Origin of the sequence: Micrococcus flavus (genome assembly GCF_014204815.1) — a bacterium.
GTDB classification, from domain to species: Bacteria; Actinomycetota; Actinomycetes; order Actinomycetales; family Micrococcaceae; genus Micrococcus; species Micrococcus flavus.
Map to the genome: position 1 here is coordinate 1,569,127 of NZ_JACHMC010000001.1, position 18,373 is coordinate 1,587,499.

At 74.4% G+C, this 18,373-nt stretch carries 20 protein-coding genes; 10 read left to right on the plus strand and 10 right to left on the minus strand.

Going from position 1 to position 18,373, the window contains the following annotated elements; all coding sequences use genetic code 11:
• The first annotated feature begins 94 nt into the window (after window positions 1-94).
• A complete protein-coding gene (locus tag BJ976_RS07265; protein WP_135028309.1) occupies window positions 95-784 on the plus strand; it encodes a class I SAM-dependent methyltransferase in 690 nt (229 codons plus the stop codon).
• 45 nt (window positions 785-829) lie between these two features.
• On the opposite strand, the gene BJ976_RS07270 is transcribed toward BJ976_RS07265, so the two are convergent.
• The 7 genes from BJ976_RS07270 to BJ976_RS07300 form a co-directional block, all read right to left on the minus strand.
• A complete protein-coding gene (locus tag BJ976_RS07270; RefSeq protein WP_135028310.1) occupies window positions 830-1,315 on the minus strand; it encodes a pilus assembly protein TadG-related protein in 486 nt (161 codons plus the stop codon).
• On the minus strand, window positions 1,315-1,764 hold the full coding sequence (locus BJ976_RS07275; RefSeq protein ID WP_135028312.1) for a hypothetical protein: 450 nt from the start codon (window positions 1,762-1,764) through the stop codon (window positions 1,315-1,317). The genes BJ976_RS07270 and BJ976_RS07275 overlap by 1 nt, the downstream gene beginning before the upstream one ends.
• Window positions 1,748-2,167 carry a TadE/TadG family type IV pilus assembly protein gene (locus BJ976_RS07280; protein ID WP_135028314.1) on the minus strand — a complete coding sequence of 140 codons (420 nt, stop codon included), beginning with the start codon at window positions 2,165-2,167 and terminating at the stop codon, window positions 1,748-1,750. Before BJ976_RS07280 ends, BJ976_RS07275 begins: the two co-directional genes overlap by 17 nt.
• Before the next feature lie 8 nt (window positions 2,168-2,175).
• On the minus strand, window positions 2,176-2,370 hold the full coding sequence (locus BJ976_RS07285; RefSeq protein ID WP_229667179.1) for a hypothetical protein: 195 nt from the start codon (window positions 2,368-2,370) through the stop codon (window positions 2,176-2,178).
• 109 nt (window positions 2,371-2,479) lie between these two features.
• Complete coding sequence (locus tag BJ976_RS07290) at window positions 2,480-3,421, minus strand: type II secretion system F family protein (protein WP_135028318.1); 942 nt, start codon at window positions 3,419-3,421, stop codon at window positions 2,480-2,482.
• Window positions 3,418-4,275: a type II secretion system F family protein gene (locus BJ976_RS07295; RefSeq protein WP_135028320.1), complete on the minus strand. Its 858-nt coding sequence runs from the start codon at window positions 4,273-4,275 to the stop codon at window positions 3,418-3,420. The genes BJ976_RS07290 and BJ976_RS07295 overlap by 4 nt, the downstream gene beginning before the upstream one ends.
• Window positions 4,275-5,501 (minus strand): TadA family conjugal transfer-associated ATPase, encoded by a 1,227-nt coding sequence (locus BJ976_RS07300; protein WP_135028323.1) that lies wholly within the window; start codon window positions 5,499-5,501, stop codon window positions 4,275-4,277. The genes BJ976_RS07295 and BJ976_RS07300 overlap by 1 nt, the downstream gene beginning before the upstream one ends.
• A gap of 238 nt (window positions 5,502-5,739) precedes the next feature.
• Here BJ976_RS07300 and BJ976_RS07305 point away from each other — a divergent pair, with 238 nt between their 5' ends.
• From BJ976_RS07305 to BJ976_RS07330, 6 genes are all read left to right on the plus strand, one after another.
• Complete coding sequence (locus BJ976_RS07305; protein WP_135028326.1) at window positions 5,740-8,847, plus strand: FtsK/SpoIIIE domain-containing protein; 3,108 nt, start codon at window positions 5,740-5,742, stop codon at window positions 8,845-8,847.
• A 57-nt stretch (window positions 8,848-8,904) separates the two neighbouring features.
• Complete coding sequence (locus BJ976_RS07310; protein WP_135028328.1) at window positions 8,905-9,825, plus strand: 3-hydroxyacyl-CoA dehydrogenase; 921 nt, start codon at window positions 8,905-8,907, stop codon at window positions 9,823-9,825.
• Between the two features lie 139 nt (window positions 9,826-9,964).
• Window positions 9,965-10,546, plus strand: a complete 582-nt coding sequence (locus BJ976_RS07315) for a dienelactone hydrolase family protein (protein WP_135028329.1) — start codon at window positions 9,965-9,967, stop codon at window positions 10,544-10,546.
• Between the two features lie 11 nt (window positions 10,547-10,557).
• A complete protein-coding gene (locus BJ976_RS07320; protein ID WP_135028331.1) occupies window positions 10,558-11,010 on the plus strand; it encodes a hypothetical protein in 453 nt (150 codons plus the stop codon).
• A 28-nt stretch (window positions 11,011-11,038) separates the two neighbouring features.
• Window positions 11,039-11,458, plus strand: coding sequence for a hypothetical protein (locus BJ976_RS07325; RefSeq protein WP_135028333.1), 420 nt, complete (start codon window positions 11,039-11,041; stop codon window positions 11,456-11,458).
• A 227-nt stretch (window positions 11,459-11,685) separates the two neighbouring features.
• Window positions 11,686-11,991, plus strand: coding sequence for a hypothetical protein (locus BJ976_RS07330; protein ID WP_135028335.1), 306 nt, complete (start codon window positions 11,686-11,688; stop codon window positions 11,989-11,991).
• A 42-nt stretch (window positions 11,992-12,033) separates the two neighbouring features.
• Here the strand turns inward: BJ976_RS07330 and BJ976_RS07335 are convergent, their stop codons facing one another.
• The 3 genes from BJ976_RS07335 to BJ976_RS07345 form a co-directional block, all read right to left on the minus strand.
• On the minus strand, window positions 12,034-13,605 hold the full coding sequence (locus BJ976_RS07335) for a gamma-glutamyltransferase family protein (RefSeq protein WP_135028337.1): 1,572 nt from the start codon (window positions 13,603-13,605) through the stop codon (window positions 12,034-12,036).
• A gap of 80 nt (window positions 13,606-13,685) precedes the next feature.
• Complete coding sequence (locus tag BJ976_RS07340) at window positions 13,686-15,134, minus strand: MFS transporter (protein WP_135028339.1); 1,449 nt, start codon at window positions 15,132-15,134, stop codon at window positions 13,686-13,688.
• 48 nt (window positions 15,135-15,182) lie between these two features.
• Window positions 15,183-15,758 (minus strand): LURP-one-related/scramblase family protein, encoded by a 576-nt coding sequence (locus BJ976_RS07345; protein ID WP_135028341.1) that lies wholly within the window; start codon window positions 15,756-15,758, stop codon window positions 15,183-15,185.
• A 154-nt stretch (window positions 15,759-15,912) separates the two neighbouring features.
• Between BJ976_RS07345 and BJ976_RS07350 the strand changes: the two genes are divergently transcribed.
• The 3 genes from BJ976_RS07350 to BJ976_RS07360 are packed head-to-tail and all read left to right on the plus strand — an operon-like array spanning window position 15,913 to window position 18,342.
• Window positions 15,913-17,103, plus strand: a complete 1,191-nt coding sequence (locus tag BJ976_RS07350) for an LLM class flavin-dependent oxidoreductase (protein WP_135028343.1) — start codon at window positions 15,913-15,915, stop codon at window positions 17,101-17,103.
• Window positions 17,100-17,831, plus strand: a complete 732-nt coding sequence (locus BJ976_RS07355; protein ID WP_135028345.1) for a CE1759 family FMN reductase — start codon at window positions 17,100-17,102, stop codon at window positions 17,829-17,831. The genes BJ976_RS07350 and BJ976_RS07355 overlap by 4 nt, the downstream gene beginning before the upstream one ends.
• Entirely contained in the window at window positions 17,803-18,342 is a 540-nt protein-coding gene (locus BJ976_RS07360; RefSeq protein ID WP_308421542.1) for a MarR family winged helix-turn-helix transcriptional regulator, read from the plus strand. Before BJ976_RS07355 ends, BJ976_RS07360 begins: the two co-directional genes overlap by 29 nt.
• The last annotated feature ends 31 nt before the right edge of the window (window positions 18,343-18,373 follow it).

Consider the following 18,373-nt stretch of genomic DNA (forward strand, 5'->3'; position numbering starts at 1 on the left):
CGGGGGCGGGCCGATGCTCCGGAATGCCGACCGCGCTGACGCCGTTGCCCGACCGGGCGGCACCTGGCCGCCCCGCCCGAGCCCCAGGAGAGCCATGTCCCCGCACTACGAGCACCCCAACGCCCCCGTCTCCGAGGATCCGCGCGCGTTCTGGGAGGCCCGCTACGGCGGGGACCAGGTGTGGTCCGGGAAGGTCAACGCCGCCACGGCCGCGCTGACGGCGGACCTGCCGCCGGGCCGGGCGCTGGACCTGGGCTGCGGCGAGGGCGGTGACGTGATCCACCTGGCCGAGGCCGGCTGGGATGCCACGGGCGTGGACCTCGCCGAGGCCGCGGTGACCCGCGCCCGGCGGGCGGCGCACAAGCGGGGCGTGGCGGAGCGGACCCACTTCATGGCGGCGGACCTGACGGACACGGGCTCCGGCTGGGGCCTTCCCGACGACGCCGGCGCACCCGGGTTCGATCTGGTCACCGCGTCCTTCCTGCAGTCCCCCGTGGCCCTGGACCGCGAGCGGATCCTGCGCCACGCGCTGACCCTGCTGGCTCCGGGCGGGCGCCTGGTGCTGGTGTCCCATGCGGCGCCCCCGCCGTGGGCGCCGGCCGAGTTCGCCGCGCGGGGACACTTCCCCTCCCCTGCGGACGAGCTGACCGTCCTCGGCGTGACCGTGTGCGGCGACGAGCGCTGGGACGTGGCGACCGCCGAGGTGCGGACTCGTGAGGTGACCGGGCCTGACGGTCAGGCGGCGGCCCTGGAGGACACCGTGGTGGTGGTCCGGCGGCGCTGACCCGTCCGCGCTGACCCCACAGAGCCCGCCGACCGGTGCGCCCGGTCAGCGGGTGAGGACCGTCCGCGAACTGCCCTCCGCGCTGACCGGCACGGTGGCGGGGAACAGCCCGGCGGCCCATCCGCCCGACGGCGGGACCAGGGAGACCTGCGCCTCGATCCGCACCACCACGGTGGCGCCGTCCTCGGCCACCCCCGAGGACACGGCAGCGATCCCGGGGACCGCTTCCTGCGCGCCCACGGCGGCCAGGTACTCCCCCACCGAACCCTGGACGGAGGCGGGATCGAGGACGACGCGCGGGTCGGCGTCGAGCTCGAAGGCCAGCTGCTCCGCCCCGGCCAGGGCGGCGCCGTCCGCGAAGGACTGCACCTTCCGCGCCTGGATGAGCACGCCGGTGGCGGCGAACAGGACGAGCAGCAGCGCGACCACCACGGCGGTGAGCCCGATGGTCAGCACGGTGGTCTGGCCGTCGTCGGCGGACGGGCGGATGCGGTGGCGCGGCGGGCAGGAGCCGCAGAGGGGCGCGGACATCAGTACCTCGGCATCCGCGCGCGAGCGCTGGAGTCGACGGTGACCAGGCCCTGGGGCAGCCAGGATCCGGGCACGAGCGGCGGAGTGAGCTCGACGGCCACCCGCACCTCCACCACCTCGCCGGACTCGAGGCTGCCGCACCCGCCGATGTCGCAGGCCAAGGACGCGTCGTACGCATCGGCGGCGACCCCGTAGTCCCCCAGGGTCAGGCGGATCGCGCCCTCCGCCGGACCGGGGCGGCCGCCGTCGGCGGAGACCACGACGCGGGCCGCCTGGTCGGCGGCGGCCACCGCGCCGAAGGCGGCGGCCTGGATCTGCGCAGCGAAGACCATGAGGTAGACCAGCGGCACCAGCAGGATCACGCTGAGCGCCAGGAACTCGACGCTCGCGGATCCGTCCTCGGCGGCCAGGCGCCCGCGCCGCTGACGAGCGTCAGAACCGGTGGGCATGGCCGTGCACCTCCACGGGGATCGGCCCGGGCAGGAAGCCCAGGCCCGGCAGGCTCGTGGACACGGTGACCCGGACCGTCGGGGCGCCGTCGAGGTCGATCGTCTCGGCGCTGACCTGGGCGTCCGCCTGCCCCGGCAGGGCAACGGTCAGGACCTGCCGGGCACGGGCTGCGCCGTCGGCGGGGTCACGGTCCGCGAGCGCCCCGTAGCGGGCGCCGGCGGAGGCGGCATCGATCAGGACGTTGCGGGTGTGGATGACGATGCCGGCCTGCAGCAGGGCCGCGAAGAGCAGCACGATCAGGGCCGTGACGAGCGCGTTCTCGGCGACCACGGACCCCCGCTCGTCGCCCCAGCGGGCACGGGCGGATGGGCCCGGGCGCGCCGGGGCGGCTGCGGAGGTCATGGGCGGCCTCAGCCGGCGCCGTTGACGCGGGCGATGGCGCTGTTGAACATCTCCTGGAGCGCGGGCAGCGCGAGGGCCAGGAGGCCGGCCACCAGCACGGCGGACATCAGGGTGATCATCACCCAGCCCGGGACGTCGCCGCGCTCGTCGCGGACGTCGTCGTGGAGGACGGAGGTCAGGATGGACAGGACGGTGAGGCTGATGCGGTAGAACAAGGGTTCCCCTCCAGGTGTGGCGGCGCGGGGCCGGGAGTGATGGTGTACGGGTCGTCGGGACGGGTGGACTATTCAGTTGTGGGTCTGTGGGCGCCGGCTAGAAGCCGAGACGCATGAGCGAGATGCCGGGGAAGACGGCGAACACCACGGTGAGCGGGAGGATCCCGAACACGAGGGGCACCATCATCTGGATCTCCTTGCGGCCGGCGGCCTCCATCAGCTCGCGACGGCCCATTTCGCGCACGTCCTGCGCCTGGGCGCGGAGCACGTCGGCCAGCGGGGTGCCGCGGTCCAGGGCGATCAGGATGCCGGCGATGAACCGCTCCACCGGAGCGAGCTGGATCCGCCGGCCCATGGCCTTCAGAGCGACGGCGAGGGAGGCCCCGGCGCGCATGTCCGCCAGTGCGGCGGCGAACTCCCGGGCGAGCTCGCCGCGGGCCGTCGTGGCGACCCGTTCCAGGGCGCCGGTGGTGCTCTCCCCCGCGCTGACGGACAGCGCGAAGAGCTCGGCCACGGAGGGGAACTCCGTCAGGATGGAGGCCCGCCGACGGGTGATGGCCCATCCGAGCGCCTGATCCCGCAGCATGTACCCGCCCAGCCCGGCGGCCACCACCAGAGCGGCCGCCGTGAACACGGGCACGGCCCCGGAGACCGCCAGGGTGAGGGCCGCCGCGGTGCCGGCCGCCACCCCCAGGCAGGCCCAGAGGACCTGCTGGGCGTGGTAGTCCACCGGGGTGAGCGGGGACCCCGCGGCCTCGAGCCGCCGGGACAGCGTCTCGCCTGCCGGGCTGAGGTTCTGCAGCAGCCGGGTCGCCGCCCCCAGAGGCGGTCCGAGCAGGCGTCCCCACGCTCCCCAGGGCGAGGTGGCCGCCGCCTCCCCATCCAGGAGTCGCGACGCGGGAACGTGGTGCCGCAGCTGCGGCTCCAGACGCTGCTCCAGGGTGGGGCGCCAGCCCAGGGGCTGGGCGAGGACGATGAGCCACAGGCCCACGCCCAGGAGCGTGCCGAGTCCGAGGCCGACGGCCAGTGCGGCGCTCATGCGAAGACCCTCCGGTCCGGCGGCAGCGAGCCGATGCGCCGCATGATCCGGTAGCACACCGCCGACGTCACGAGCCCCCCGATGAGGACCAGCCCGCCGGCGGCGGAGCGGTACGCCTCGACGGCGACCGGCTGGGTGCCCAGCAGGAGCAGGACGATCCATGGGGCGCAGACGGCCAGTCGGGCGGCGTTGACCGTCCAGGACTGGCGCGCCTCCAGCTCGGAGCGGATGCGGGCATCCTGTCGGAGGAACTCGGAGAGGGTCTGCAGCAGCAGGCCGATGTCTGCGCCACCGACTTCCCGGGTGAGCCGCAGGGACACCACCAGCCGATCCGCCACCGGGTCGGCCATGCGCGCTTTGAGCCTGTCCAGGGCGTCCACGAAACGCGCCCCCGCCCGGTAGTCGCGGGCGAACTCCCGGAACGGCTCCCGCAGCCCCTCCGGACCGCTGTCCCCGAGCTGGATCAGGGCCTCCGGCAGGGTCAGTCCGGCCCGGACCGCCGACCGCACGTGATCGACCGCATCCGGCCAGAGATCGCGCAGGGCCACGCTGCGGCGGGTGGCCTGCCAGGAGAGGATCGTCCACGGCAGCCCCGCGCCGAACACCGCGAAGCACGCGGCGATCGTCCACGTCCGGGTCAGCGCCAGCACGATCAGGCCCATCACCAGCCCGCCCGCGAGCATGGCCGAGACCACCCCTGCCGGAGTCAGCCGGGTGATGCCCGAGCGGGCGATCAGCGTGCTCAGCCGTGAGGGGCCGCGGTCCACGGCGGCCCGCACCGACGGCTCGGACCAGCACGCCCACCAGATCAGGAACAGACCCGCCCCGAGGGCCAGGCCGAGGACCAGGGGCATCAGCGCACCCCCAGGACGTCACGGGGGTCGATGCCCCGGCGCGCGAAGGCCTCGAACTCGAGGCTCGCAGCGGTGTTGAGGACGAGGTCGCCCTCGGTGTCCCTGCGGAAGAGGGCGGAGGTCTCGATGACGCCGTTCTCCACGCGGGATCCGACCGTGAGGACCTCTCGGACACGACGGCGTCCGTCCCGGTCCCGCTCGCAGTGCACCACCACGTCGATGCACGTGGCGACGGTGGGGACCACGAAGTTCCTCGAGATGTTCTCCCCTGCGAGCAGGGGCAGCGTGCAGAGCTTGGTCAGCGCATCGGCGGCGGAGTTCGCGTGGATGGTGCACATCCCGGCCAGTCCGGAGTTCAGCGCGACGAGCATGTCCAGGGCCTCGGCCTCCCGGACCTCGCCCACGATCAGGCGATCCGGGCGCATGCGCAGGGCCTCCTTGACGAGCCGCCGCAGCGGGATCTCCCCGTGGCCCTCGAGATTCGGCTGCCGGCACTGCAGGCCGACGACGTCCCGGACGGGGATCTGCAGCTCGAAGATCTCCTCCACCGTGATGACCCGCTCGCGTGCGCCGATCGAGGCGGCCAGGCAGTTGAGCATCGTGGTCTTGCCGGCCTGGGTGGCACCCGAGACCAGGACGTTCATGCCGGCGTCGACCGCCGCGTCGAGGAATCGGGCCGCGGCGGGCGTGAGGGAGCCGGAGCGCACCAGATCCTCGAGTCGCTGCGCGCGACTCACGAACTTGCGGATGTTCACGCTCCAGTGCCGCCGCGTGATGTCCGGGATGGCCACGTGCAGACGCGAGCCGTCCGGCAGGGCGGCGTCCACGAAGGGCATCGAGAGGTCGAGACGCCGGCCCGAGGACTTGAGCATGAGCTCGACGAGGTCTCGGACGCCCTCCTCGGTCAGGAGGATGCCGGTCAGCTCGGAGCGTCCGGACCGCGCGCAGTACACCTCGTCCGGAGCGTTGATCCAGATCTCCTCGACCGAGGGGTCGTCCATCAGGCGCTGCAGGGGCCCCAGGCCCGCGATCCGGTCGAAGAGCTCCTGCGACGCCCCCTCGGGGTCCTCCAGCCGTGGCAGGGAGCTGACGAGGGACCGGGCCTCGTAGTCCGCCGTGGCCTCGTCGATCAGGGCCCGGACGCGCTCGCCCTCCCGCTGGGGGTCCACCCCCTGTCGACGGACGAGCTCCCGCAGCTCGCCCTCCAGCATGCGCACGGCGTCCATGCACCCTCCTGTGCCCCCATGGGCGCGATCCCTGCGCCCTCACGTGATGCCCCGACCATAACGGCGGCGCACAGCTGGCGGAACACCCCCCTCCCACTCTGTGGACAACAGACGCACAGTGGACGGCGAGGGGGGGTTGTCCACAGCACGAGGTGCCCCCGCGACAGCGGCCGTCCCGGGCCTGCGACCCTGGCCTGGTCCGCCGGACGGCGGGGACCATCTCGCGAGAGGAGTCAGGATGTCCTGGCGGATCCGGGTGTTCGGCCTGGCCGGGCCGCACGACTGGGCCGTGCGCGGGCTGCCCGAGTCGGTGTCCGCCCAGGACGCCGAGGTGCGCCGCCGTCTGGGGTGCGATGCCCTGACCCGCGTCGCCACGCACGGTTCCTGCGTCACCTACGTGGCCCGGCCGGGAACGCGGCGGGGTGCGGCCGTGGAGGCAGCCGGCCCCGAGGTCGGCGTGCTCACATCGGACGGGCCCGACGCCGGCCGGCTCGCCCCCTTGGCCGGGGGCGGGCTCACCGTGGGCCGCGGCGGCAGTCGGCTCGTCCTGGACGACCCGCTCGTCCCGTCCGAGCCGACCCGGATCCTCCTGGAGGCGGACGGGGTGAGGGTGGACCGACCGGGAGTCGGCCACCCCACCCGGTGGACCGCCGAGGAGGGTCTCCGCGTCGGCGGGACGACGCTGTCCCTGGTGCGCGGGTCGTCGGCGCCGCTGCGCCCTCCCGAGGTGCTGATCCCAGCGGAGGTCGAACTGGGCCACGCCCCCGCGGAGCACTCCGCGGTGCTGCCGGTGGTCATGGCGGTCGGCCCCCTCGCGATCGGAGCGGTGCTCGCCGTGACCATGCGCACCTGGCTGTTCCTGCTCTTCGGTCTGGTCTCGGTGCTCGGCGTCGGCGTCATGCTCGGGCTTCAACGGGCCGCCCGCCGGCGTCACAGCGCCCTGCTGGCGGCGCGCGCGGCCGAGGTCGTCACGCGCAGGCGGGACCAGGAGCTCACCCCGGCGACCGTGAGCCGGGCCGTCCGCTCGCGCGCGGCCGATCGGTTCGGCCTCCTCCCGGCGCGGACCGACGCGCCCCCGCCCCTGCTGTGGTGGGGGGAGGGGACGGGGGTGCTGCCCTTCACCCGCAACGAGGAGACCGGCCGCTGGGACGCGTCCGTCGACGTCGCTCAGCCGGGGGCGACACCCTGCCCCGGCGGCTCCGTGGTCACCGTGACCGGCGGGAGCCGACTGATCCAGGCGGCCGGCCGCTGGGCCCTGTTCCAGCTCCTGCGTCACGCGGTGGCCACGGGGACGAGTCTGCGGGTCGCCTCCGGGGATCGTGTCCAGACGTGGTGGGGCCCCTCGGCGCCCGAGGCGAAGACGCTGCTGGAGCTGCCCGACGCCCCGTGGCTCCCCGCGGCCCTGCGGGTGTGGCGCTCGGCCGCCGGCCTCCCCGACCTGCCACCGACCGCCGACACCCCGGGGAGGACGTCGTCCGCCGTCGTGCGGCTGGGCACGGGCGCCCCGGGCGCGCCCGGCGCACGTGACGCGGACGCCCTCGACCTCGACGCACGGGTCCTGCACAGCCCCTCCCAGCGCCTGGACCTGCGGGACCTGCACGCCACCGGGATCAGCCCGTCGACCCTGCACTGGTGGCTGCAGGAGCTGGCCGACGACGTCGCCCGCCTCGGACTCGGCCCGGGCGGCGCCGACGCACTCCCGCTCCGCGTGCCCGACGCGGTGGGCCGTGCCTCCGCCGCCCGCCACGTGCGGGCACACATGACGCCGGACTCGCCCGGCGGCGGTCCGGGCGTCGTCCTGGACCTGGCCGACGACGGCCCGCACGTGCTGATCGCCGGCACCACCGGCTCGGGCAAGTCCGACCTGCTGCTCTCCCTGCTGGTGGGCCTGGCCGCCCACCACGCCCCCGCGGAGCTGTCCTTCGTGCTGCTGGACTTCAAGGGCGGGGCCTCCTTCGGGCCGCTGGCCGGCCTGCCGCACACCATGAGCCTGGAGACCAACCACGTGGGGGCGGCCTCCCTGCGGGCGCTGGACGCCATCAGCGCCGAGCTCCGCCGCCGGGAGGCCCTGTTCGCGCACGCCGGGGTGCCGGACTACCCGGCCTTCCGGGCGGCCAGGCCCGACGAGACGCTGCCGCGGCTCGTCGTCGCGGTGGACGAGCTGCGAATGCTGGTGGACGACCATCCGGCGGCGAACGCGGTGCTGCAGCGCCTCGCCGCCACCGGCCGCTCGCTGGGCTTCCACCTGGTGCTCGCCACCCAGCGGGCGACCGGCGCCGTGAGCTCCGACGTCCGCTCCAACCTGGGCTCCACCCTCGCCCTGCGCACGGCCAGCGAGCAGGAGTCGTGGGACCTGATCGGCGTCGGGGACGCGGCGCGGATCGATCCGGCCGCCCCGGGGACGGTCTGCCTCGCCCGCGGCGGGCGGCCGCTGCTCACCGTGCGGGCCGCCCCCTGGGTGTGTTCGGAGGCCGGCCCCGTGTGGCGACGGTGGACCGACCCCGCGCCGGCCCATGCCACCGGCACCGACTGGGCGCGCGTGGTGGGCGAGCTCGTCGCGGCGTATCGCACGGTGGATCCGATGGTCCCCGCCCCGGTGGTGTCGCCGTCCCTGCCCGCCGTCTTCGCGCCCGACCGCTCCCGCCGGCGGGACGCGGACGTGCTGGCCCTGGTCGACGACGCCGCCCGCGCCCGACATGTGCCCTGGCGCTGGCCCGCGGGCTCCGAGGGCAGCGGGGCCTGGATCATCGAGCCCGCCGGCGGACGCGGGCCGGTGCTCAGCGTGGTCCTCGAGACCGCCGTCCGGGGACCCGGCCCCGTCCTCGTCCTGGACGGCAGCGGCGAGGCGGCCCCCGCCGTCGCCGGCCTGGATCCAGAAGCCGAGCTGCGCGTCCTGCGCCCCGATGCGGACGAGGACGACCTGGGGACGCGGGTCGTCTCAGCCTTGGAGGAGACCGCGCGGGCAGGGGGCACCGCGGTGATCACCGGATGGTCCACGTGGACGGGGGTGCGCGTCGGGGACACCTACCGCTCCCTGGACGAGGAGGTCCACCGGCTCCTGGGCGGCGCTGAGGCACGGTCCCTCCGGGTGGCCGCCGTCGGCGGGCGCGACCTCGCCTCCGCCCGACTGCTGCTGCACCTGCCGCACCGGTTCTTCGTCCCGGCCGGGACCAGCCCCGAGCACCGCCTCGTCTGGCCGCGCCTGACCGAGGTGGAACCGGTGCCGGGGCGCGCCGTGCACGTGCACCCGGACGGGCCCGAGCAGGGCGTGCCCGCCCAGCTCGCCGTGCCGCTCCCGAACCCTGACGGGCGATCAGGGGGTGGCCCCTGCCCGACCGGCGAGTAGTGTGGCGGATGCCGGGACGCCCGGTCCCGGCAATCGTTCGACGAGGGGAAGGACATCATGACGACGCTCCAGAAGGTCACCGTGTTCGGCACCGGCGTGCTGGGCTCGCAGATCATCATGCAGGCCGCGTACCACGGCAAGGACGTGACCGCGTACGACATCACCGACGAGGTCCTGGCGAAACTGCCCGAGCGCTACGAGTGGATGCGCGGCTTCTACCGGCGCGATCTCCCCGACTTCGACGAGGCCCGCTTCGACCGTGCGATCGAGTCGATCACCACCACCTCGGACATCGAGCAGGCCGTGGCCGACGCCGACGTCGTCATCGAGGCCATCCCGGAGGACCTCGACCTCAAGAAGTCCGTGTGGGCCAAGATCGGCGCCGCCGTCCCGGAGCACACGGTGCTGCTGACGAACACCTCTTCCCTGCTGCCCAGCTCCTTCGCCGACGCCACCGGCCACCCTGAGCGCTTCCTGGCGCTGCACTTCGCGAACTTCATCTGGAAGAACAACACCGGCGAGGTCATGGCCACGGCCCAGACCGACCCGAAGTACTTCGACATGGTCCTCGAGTTCTCCGACGAGATCGGCCTGCTGCCGGTGCCGGTGCGCAAGGAGGTGCCGGGCTACGTCCTGAACTCCTTGCTCATCCCGTGGCTCGGCGCGGGCGCCGCCCTGTACGCCAACGAAGTGGCCAACCCGGCGGACATCGACAATGTGTGGCGCACCGCCACGGGCGCACCGCGCGGCCCGTTCGAGGTGTACGACACGGTGGGCTTCAACGTGGCATACCACATCAACAAGAACTCCGACGACCCCACGAAGCGCAAGTTCGCGGAGATCCTCCGGGAGGGCATCGACGCCGGCACCACCGGCATCGGCGCGGGCAAGGGCTTCTACTCCTACGACAAGGACGGCAACAACCTCGGGCCGGTGGAGGACTGGAACATCGAGAACCGCAAGGGCACCCAGGGCTGAGCTTCTCCCGCGGGCGCCGGCGAGGCACCCTCATGCACGACGGCGGCCCGTCACCCCACCGGGGTGGCGGGCCGTGCCGCACCCGGAAGGGCCGTCCACGACACCCGCTGGCGGCCGGTGCGGACCTACGCTATGACCCATGGCACAGATCATCCTCTTCCACCACGCCCGCGGCCTCACCGAGGGCGTACGCGCCCTCGCCGAGCAGATCACCGCCGCCGGCGGCCACACCGTGCACACCCCGGACCTGTTCGACGGACACGTGTTCGCCACCGCCGAGGAGGGCCTGGCGTACGTGGAGCAGATGGGCCGGGACGAGTTCATGACCCGTGCCATGCGGGCCTGCGCCGAGCACAAGGAGGCGTCCGTCGTCGCCGGCATCAGCCTGGGCGTCATGCCCGCGTGGAAGGCCGCGCAGACCGCCCCGGGCTTCCGCGCGTGCATCGCGCTCTCCGCCGCCCTGCCCCTCAACGCGTACGCCCCGCTGTGGCAGCCGCACACCGCCCTGCAGATCCACCTCGCCGCCGAGGACCCGTGGGTCAAGGAGGAGGACCTGCCCGCCGCCCGCGCCTACGCCGCCACGGCCGAGCATCCGGACAACCCCGCCGACCTCTTCGAGTACGCCACGGACCGGCACCTGTTCATGGACTCCTCCACCGAGGACCACGACCCGGAGCTCACCGAGGTGGTCGTCCAGCGGGTCGTCGAGCTGCTGGCCTGAGAGGAGCCCCCGTGTCCGCCCGCCTGCCCCTCGGCATCCTCCTCACGGCCGCCCCGATCCTGATGCTGCCAGTCGTGTCCGTCGTCGGGACCCTGCTGGAGGACGCGCCGGGGGCACAGTCCGCCGCCACGATTCCCCTGGCTGTCCTCGTGCCGCTTCTGGTCTCGGCGGTCGGCGTCCTGCTGGTCCGCGCGGAGCGACGACCGCTGCTGCGGAAACCGCTCGGCTTCACCACGGCGTGCCTCGCCGTCGTCGCCCTGGGCCTGGTGGTGTTCTGCGTCGGCGGCTTCGCCCTCCCGTTCTCCCCCATCGAGCCGGCCGACGCGATCTTCCCCTTCCTCGGCGTCACGGGCACCGGCATGTGGATGGCGTTCCTCGGCGGCCTCGGCGCCGCAGCGGGCGCGCTGGTCATGGCCGTCACGGCGTTCGCCGGGACCCGAGCGGGCCGCACCGCGCGCGCCTGAGCCGTCACACTGTGTCACGCTGACGGCCATGGCCCGCTCCTCCGTCCGCACAGCACTGACCGCCGGTGCGCTGCTCGCCTCCCCCGCGGTCACGCTCCCGGTGCTCCTCACGCTCACGGTGCCGGGCCTGGCCAGCACCGTCCCGGACAGCACCGCCGCCGTCCTGACCTCGACCGTCTTCCTCGTCCTGGCCGTGCTGCTGCTGCCCGCCGCCGGCGTCGCCGTGCTCGCCACCGGGTCCTCCCCGCGGCGCGGGCCCTGGGCCGGCCTCGCGGCCGTCTGCCTGGCGGCGACGGCGGTGGGCCTGCTCGTCGGCTCCCTCACCCCGGAGCCACTCGCGTACGCGGGCGGGTGGCTGGCGCTCGGCGGACTCGCCGCACTCTCGGTCCTGGGCGGATGTCTCCTGATCGGCGGGGCGATCGCCGCCCTGGCGGGCCGCACCGGCTGAAGAGCGGGCCCTCCCCGCCCGCCGCCCGTCACAGGGTTACCTGTGGGTCGCCCGCAGGTGCCGACTCCGCCCGCCTCGAACCGTACTTTTGCCCCGTGGCGGCCGCCCTCCCCGACGGCATACCTTCCGGCGTCAAGAGGAGCGATCCTCCGCCGGTGAGCAGCACTGCGGGCCGGCACCTCCGCCGGCCCCGCCGGCCCGTCCGAAGGGACCCCGCCATGCCGTTCGTGCGCACCTCCCTCCCCCTCGCCGTCGCCGCGCTGGCGATGGGTCTCGTGGCCGTCCTCCTGGGCGTGACCGGCACCGACCTGACGGACCACGCCCTGGCGAGCACCGGCGTCGTGGTGGGCCTGGGCGTGCTGGGCATGCTGCGCCACTGGACGGAGATGGGCCTGGTGCTCATGCTGGGCGCCCCGGCCATGGCGGCCGCCTCCTTCTCGGACCGCTTCCACCCGTCGTGGGCGGCGGGCCTGGTGGCCGTGGTCGTTCTGGCCCACGCGCTGCGCGCGGAGCCGCTGCCCGCCGAGCGCTGACCCCCGCGCCTCCGCCCCGCGCGCGGAGCCCCCGGCCTGACATCACCGCGACGCGGCGTGCCCGTCCTTGCGCGGGTCGGAGCCGCCCGCGTAGCCGCCGCCCGGCAGCCGCAGCACCGCCTGCCCGCCCCCGTAGGTCCGGTCCCCCACCGGCGTGCGCGTCACGGGGTGACCCATCGCCGTCACGGCGTGTGCGACGTCGTCGCCCCAGCCCGCCTCCAGCTTCAGCTCCCCGGAGCCCTCCACGAACCAGCGGGGCGCGTCCAGCGCCTCCTGCACGCTCTGCCCCGCCATCAGCCGGTGCATCACCTGCACGTGCCCCTGCGGCTGCATGGGCCCGCCCATCACGCCGAACGCCGCCACCGGCTCCCCACCCCGGGTGAGGAAGCCGGGGATGATCGTGTTCAGCGGCCGCTTGCCGCCGGCCACCTCGTTGGGATGGCCCGGCTGGAGGGTGAAGCCCGCTCCGCGGTCGTTCAGGGTGATCCCGGTGCCCGGGACCACCAGACCGGAGCCGAAGCCGTAGTAGTTGGACTGGATGAGGGAGACCATCATCCCGTGCCGGTCTCCGACGCTCAGGTACACGGTGCCGCCGGCCGTGGGCGGGCGGGACACCGCGCCCGAGGCCCGCTCCGGGTCCACCCGTGCCGCGAGCGCCGCCACGTGCTCCGGCGCCAGCAGCTCCTCGACGGAGGTGCGCATCCAGGCCGGATCCGCGACCTCCGCATGCAGCACCGCGAGCGCCTGCTTCATGGCCTCCACCTGCAGGTGCACGGTGGCGGGGGCGTCCGGGTCGAGGTCCGCGGCGCCGAGCTCCTCGAGCACGGCGGCGGCCACCAGCGCCGCCAGGCCCTGGCTGTTCGGGGGCACCTCGTACAGCTCGTGCCCGCCCCAGGACGCGGAGACTGGCTCGGTCCACTCGACCTCGTGCGCGGCGAGGTCCTCCGCGGTGAGCAGCCCTCCGCCGGCCGCGGCGTGCGCGGCGATCTGCTCGGCCAGGGCGCCGCGGTAGAAGCTCTCCCCGCCGGTGACCACGATCTCCCGCAGGGTGGCGGCGTGGTCCGGGAGGCGGACCCGCTCCCCCTCGGCCGGGGCGCGGCCGCCGGGCGCGAACGTCGCCCCGAACTCCGGTTGGTCCGCGAGCACCGTGGCGGCCCGCGCCCAGTCCTGCGCCACGATGGTCGGCACGAGCCAGCCCCGCTCGGCGTGGTCCACGGCGGCCTCGCCGAGCCGGGCGAAGGGCAGCCGTCCGAACCGGTCGGACAGCGCCCGCCACCCGGCCACCGCCCCGGGCACCGTCACCGAGTCCCAGCCGCGGCGGGGCATCTCGGTGCGGCCGGCGAAGTGCTCGGGCGTCCACGCGCGCGGGCTGCGGCCGGAAGCGTTGAGGGCGTGCAGGCGCTCCCCGTCCCACACGAGCGCCAGCAGGTCCCCGCCGATCCCGTTGTTCGTGGGCTCCACCACGGTGAGGGCCATGGCCCCGGCCACGGCGGCGTCGGCGGCCGAGCCGCCCTCTCGGAGCACGTCCTGCGCCGCGGTGGCGGCCAGGGGCGAGGAGGAGGCGACGACGTCGTCGCCGTACACGGGGCTGCGGCGGGTGGGATAGCGGTCCATGGGTGCCTCCGGGGACGGGCGGTGCGGGGCCGGCGGAGGCCGGCCGTGGCGCCACCCTACGGCGCGGGGTCCGGGGACCGTCAGCGGGGCGCGCGCCGGGTCCGCAGCGCGGTCAGCGCACCGGCCACGGCCACGAGGACCCCGCCGACGGCGGCGGCGTAGACGTACCCGGCGGCCGGGGACACGGCGTCGATCACCAGGCCCACCGTGGGGGCGCCGAGGGCGGCGCCGGCGGTCATGGCGGAGCCGTAGTAGCCCATCGCCTCGCCGCGCCGCTCCTCCGCCACCAGCAGGGACAGCCGCGACGACGCCGCGGCGAGCGCCGGCGCCGTCAGCAGGCCCGAGGGGATGGAGGCCAGGGCGAGCGGCCACAGCCCGTCCACGAACGCCATCGGCAGCAGGGCCACCGCGAACAGGCCCATGAGCAGCGCCGGAGGCAGCTGGCGGCCCCACGCCCCGTAGAAGAGCCCGCCGATCGCCGAGGCCCCGCACCAGAACGCGTACACCAGTCCCACCGACGCGGCCTGACCGGCCCGTTCGAGCTCGGCCACCATGGTGACCTCCGCGCCCACGAGCCCGATCCCGGCCGCGAACGAGACCAGGAGGACGCCCAGCGCCTCCCGGGTGACCCAGCCGAAGTGGCGCGTCCGCCACAGGCGCCAGCGCTCACCGCGGGTGAGGCGCCCGTCCACGGAGGGGAGGTCGCCGGCGTCGCCGGGGGCGCGGGACGCACCGGCGACGCCGGACCCGTCCGCCGCGATCACCGGCAGCGCGCCGGTGACGATCGGCAGGGCGTCCGTGACCACCGGCATCGCCCCGGTGGCCAGGTCCGGGGCGGCGGTGTCCAGGTGCATCGGGGCGGCGTGCACGGACTGGGCCACGGCCTGCTCGCGGTCCTGCTCCGCGGTGTACGGGTCCTGCGCGGCGGGGTCGTCCGGGGCGAGCTGGGAGGAGCGCGTGGGCGGGTCGAACCACATCAGCAGGACGCCGCCGAGCGCGCCGGAGAGCCCGATGATCGTCAGCCCGAGCGCACTCGACCACGTGGCGGCCACCACCGCGCCCAGGGCCGGACCCATCATGAAGATGGTCTCCGTGATGATCGAGTCCAGCGCGAACGCGGTCTGCCGCTCCGGACCGCGGGTGAGCACCCCCAGGCCCTGGCGGACCACGGAGAAGATCGGGACGGCGAACAGGCCCGCGACGAACACGGCCAGCAGCATCCAGCCGAACGGCAGCCACGGCACGAGCGGCCACACGAGGGCCTCGACCACCACGGAGGGCAGCAGCGCCCGGCGCAGGCCCTTCGCGTCGATCGCCCGGCCGCGCCACGGCGAGCCGCACGCGATGCCCAGCGTCATGGCCGCCGCCGCCAGGCCGGCCTGGCCGTAGCCCAGGCCCAGGGTCACCGCCACGTGCAGGGTGAGCACCACGCCCGCCGCGGTGTGCGGGAACCGCGCGATGAACCCGACGGCCAGCAGGTTCCGGATCCGCGGGTCCCTCAACAGCCGTCCGTACGCTCCGAAGTCCACCGGAGAATCCTAGGCGCTCGGCGTCCGGCGTCCGACCGCGGTCCGAGGTCAGTCCCGGCGGCGGTCCTTCTCCCGGATCAGGTCCAGTCCCACGGCGGTGCCCAGCACCGCGCAGCGCACCACGGGCGGCATGGCCGGGTCGAGGGCGAGGCGGTACCGTGAGAGCCCAGCGAGGGCCTTCATGAACCCGCCCCACTCGGCGGTGGCGCGGGCGATCTCGCGGTCCCCGGCGAGCATGCGGTAGTCGTGGTCCCACAGGTTGCCCTCCACGGTGAAGGCCGTCCCGTCGACGACCTCCACGCTGACGGAGGTGCGGAAGAACGCCACCTCGCGTCGCAGGTTCGCCAGCGGGAGCCCCTCGGCGTCGAGGATCTGCATGCGGTCCCGGCCGAACGTGGCGATGTCCTCGATCCGCAACAGGACGCGCCCGTCGGCCCCGTCCCGGACCACGAAGCTGCGGCTGCCCATCAGCATCCGGCCGAGACCGCCGCCCACGGTCTCGACGACGGCGACCACCTCCCCGTCCGGCCCCAGGACCTGCATGTCGTTGGACATCAGAGAGCTGACCTGCTGGAGGGCGAGGCTGTCCACGGAGGCGAGGAGCCCGGCGTCGAAGGCGTGCATGCGGCCAGTGTGCCGCATGCCACGCCGCGGCCCAGGGTCCGTCCACAGGGGTGACGACACCTCCCCCGTCCGGTATTGTTCATTTTTGAATGAAAGGTGGCGCAGCCACCCACCCGAGACCGCGGCCCCCCGCGCGGCGAGAGGAACACAGAGCATGCAGTTCGGCGTCTTCACCATCGGCGACATCACCACCGACCCCACGGACGGCACCGTCCCCACCGAGCACCAGCGCATCAAGGACACCGTCAGGATCGCCCGGCACGCCGAGCAGGCGGGCTTCGAGGTGTTCGCCACCGGTCAGCACCACAACCCGCCCTTCGTGGCGCCCGGCAACCCGCCCACGCTGCTGTCCTACCTGGCGGCCGTGACGGAGAGGATGACCCTCTCCACCGCCACCACACTGATCACCACCATGGACCCGGTGCGCCTGGCCGAGGACTACGCCTACCTCCAGCACCTGGCGGACGGCCGCGTGGACCTCACCCTGGGCCGCGGCAACACCGGCCCCGTGTACCCCTGGTTCGGCAAGGACATCCGCCAGGGCATCCCGCTGGCGGTGGAGAACTACCACCTCCTGTACCGCCTGTGGCACGAGGAGACCGTGGACTGGTCCGGGAGGTTCCGCACCCCCCTGCAGAACTTCACGCTCACCCCGCAGCCGCTCGACGGCGTCGCGCCCTTCGTGTGGCACGGCTCCATCCGCTCCCCCGAGATCGCCGAGCAGGCCGCGTACTACGGCGACGGCTTCTTCCACAACAACATCTTCTGGAACAAGGAGCACATCATCCAGATGGTGCGCCTCTACCGCCAGCGCTACGAGTACTACGGCCACGGCAAGGCGCACCAGGCCTACGTGGGCCTCGGCGGCCAGGCGTACATGGCCAAGAACTCGCAGGACGCGGTCCGGGAGTTCCGCCCGTACTTCGACAACGCCCCGGTGTACGGCCACGGCCCGTCCCTCGAGGAGTTCACGCGGATGACCCCGCTGACCGTCGGCTCCCCGCAGCAGGTGATCGAGCGCACCCTGTCCTTCCGCGACTGGGTGGGCGACTACCAGCGTCAGATGTTCCTGATCGACCATGCCGGCCTGCCCACGGACACCGTCCTGCGGCAGATCGACCTCTTCGGCGAGGAGGTGCTCCCCGTGCTGCGGAAGGAGTTCGAGACCCTGAAGCCCGCCGACGTCCCCGAGGCCCCGACCCACGCGTCCCTCGTGGAGCGCGCCCGCCGCGGCGAGGCCCCCGTGCCCGGCGGCGCGGAGGGCTCGAAGGCCCACGCCGACCGCCAGGCCGCGCGGGAGCAGAAGGCGGCGCAGGAGTCGGCCGAGGCGGGTGCGTCCCGGTGACCGAGCCCTCCCTCACGTCCCTCCGTCTCGACGCCGGCCCGGCCGGCTCCGCCTTTGAGGCCACCGACCCGTTCACGCCCCAGGCCCGGCACATCGCCGTCGTCTCGGGCGGCATCGGGGAGCCGTCCCAGACGCGCATGCTGGCCGACGCCCTCGCCGATGCCGCCACGGCCGGGCTCTCCGGTCACGGGATCGTCCCCGAGGTGCACACCCTCCCGCTGCGCGAGCTCTCGGTGGACATCGGCCAGGGGATGGTGACCACCGCCAAGAGCGAGCCGTTGCTGGCCGCCCTGCGGCAGGTCGAGCAGGCCGACGCCGTGATCGCGGTGTCGCCGACCTTCAAGGCGTCCTACTCGGGCCTGTTCAAGGCGTTCTTCGATCTCCTGGAGGAGGAGTCCCTGGCGGGCGTGCCGGTGCTGCTCGGCGCCACCGGCGGAACCGCGCGGCACTCGCTGATGATCGACCAGGCGATGCGCCCGCTCTTCGCCTACCTGAAGACCTGGATCGTCCCGACGGCGGTGTTCGCCGCGTCCGACGACTGGGGCGCGGCGGGCGGCCGGCCCGACTCCACCCGCACCACTCCCCTGGACGCCCGCATCCGGGCGGCCGGCGCCGAGCTGGCCGATATCCTGTCCCGGCTCCCCGCCCGCCCCCGCGCCGCCGCCGAGGGCCAGACCGCCGACCTGGAGGTGATCCCCTTTGACCGACTCCTCAACCCCGACGCCTGAGCCCCTCGCCGGACCGGCGAAGGCCGACGCCGGCCGCTGGTACGGCTCCGCCACGGCGGACCACCGCCCCGCGGACGTGGAGAAGCACGCCTGGCGCGCCTACTTCGAGGCCACCCAGATGCTGGAGGAGCTGCTCGAGCGGCGGCTGAAGGCCGAGTGCGGCATGACGCTGCCCGACTACAACCTCCTCCTGCTGCTCACCGAGTCCGAGGAGGGCCGCCTGCGGCTGGGCGAGCTCGCCAGCCGCATGGTCTTCTCACCCTCGCGCGTGACCTACCAGGTGAAGTCACTGGTGGCCCGCGGGCTGATCGAGCGCCGCGCCGCGGAGCGGGACCGCCGCGGCTACGAAGCCGTGCTCACGGACGCGGGCCGCTCGGCCTTCCGCCGCGCGGCCGTGCTCCACGCGCGGCAGGTGGACGAGCTGTTCCTGGACCGCCTGGAGCCCGGCGAGGCCGAGGTGCTCGCCCGGGTGTTCTCGCGGGTGGGGTGCGCCCTCGAGGCGCACTGCTGACCCCGACACCGCGCCCCACATGCCGGAAGGC

Bases quoted from the DNA above. Each gene is read 5' to 3' on its own strand.
- BJ976_RS07265 (WP_135028309.1), top strand. From the start codon at position 95: ATGTCCCCGCACTACGAGCACCCCAACGCCCCCGTCTCCGAGGATCCG.
- BJ976_RS07270 (WP_135028310.1), bottom strand. From the start codon at position 1,315: ATGTCCGCGCCCCTCTGCGGCTCCTGCCCGCCGCGCCACCGCATCCGC.
- BJ976_RS07275 (WP_135028312.1), bottom strand. From the start codon at position 1,764: ATGCCCACCGGTTCTGACGCTCGTCAGCGGCGCGGGCGCCTGGCCGCC.
- BJ976_RS07280 (WP_135028314.1), bottom strand. From the start codon at position 2,167: ATGACCTCCGCAGCCGCCCCGGCGCGCCCGGGCCCATCCGCCCGTGCC.
- BJ976_RS07290 (WP_135028318.1), bottom strand. From the start codon at position 3,421: ATGAGCGCCGCACTGGCCGTCGGCCTCGGACTCGGCACGCTCCTGGGC.
- BJ976_RS07295 (WP_135028320.1), bottom strand. From the start codon at position 4,275: ATGCCCCTGGTCCTCGGCCTGGCCCTCGGGGCGGGTCTGTTCCTGATC.
- BJ976_RS07300 (WP_135028323.1), bottom strand. From the start codon at position 5,501: ATGGACGCCGTGCGCATGCTGGAGGGCGAGCTGCGGGAGCTCGTCCGT.
- BJ976_RS07305 (WP_135028326.1), top strand. From the start codon at position 5,740: ATGTCCTGGCGGATCCGGGTGTTCGGCCTGGCCGGGCCGCACGACTGG.
- BJ976_RS07310 (WP_135028328.1), top strand. From the start codon at position 8,905: ATGACGACGCTCCAGAAGGTCACCGTGTTCGGCACCGGCGTGCTGGGC.
- BJ976_RS07315 (WP_135028329.1), top strand. From the start codon at position 9,965: ATGGCACAGATCATCCTCTTCCACCACGCCCGCGGCCTCACCGAGGGC.
- BJ976_RS07325 (WP_135028333.1), top strand. From the start codon at position 11,039: ATGGCCCGCTCCTCCGTCCGCACAGCACTGACCGCCGGTGCGCTGCTC.
- BJ976_RS07335 (WP_135028337.1), bottom strand. From the start codon at position 13,605: ATGGACCGCTATCCCACCCGCCGCAGCCCCGTGTACGGCGACGACGTC.
- BJ976_RS07345 (WP_135028341.1), bottom strand. From the start codon at position 15,758: ATGCACGCCTTCGACGCCGGGCTCCTCGCCTCCGTGGACAGCCTCGCC.
- BJ976_RS07350 (WP_135028343.1), top strand. From the start codon at position 15,913: ATGCAGTTCGGCGTCTTCACCATCGGCGACATCACCACCGACCCCACG.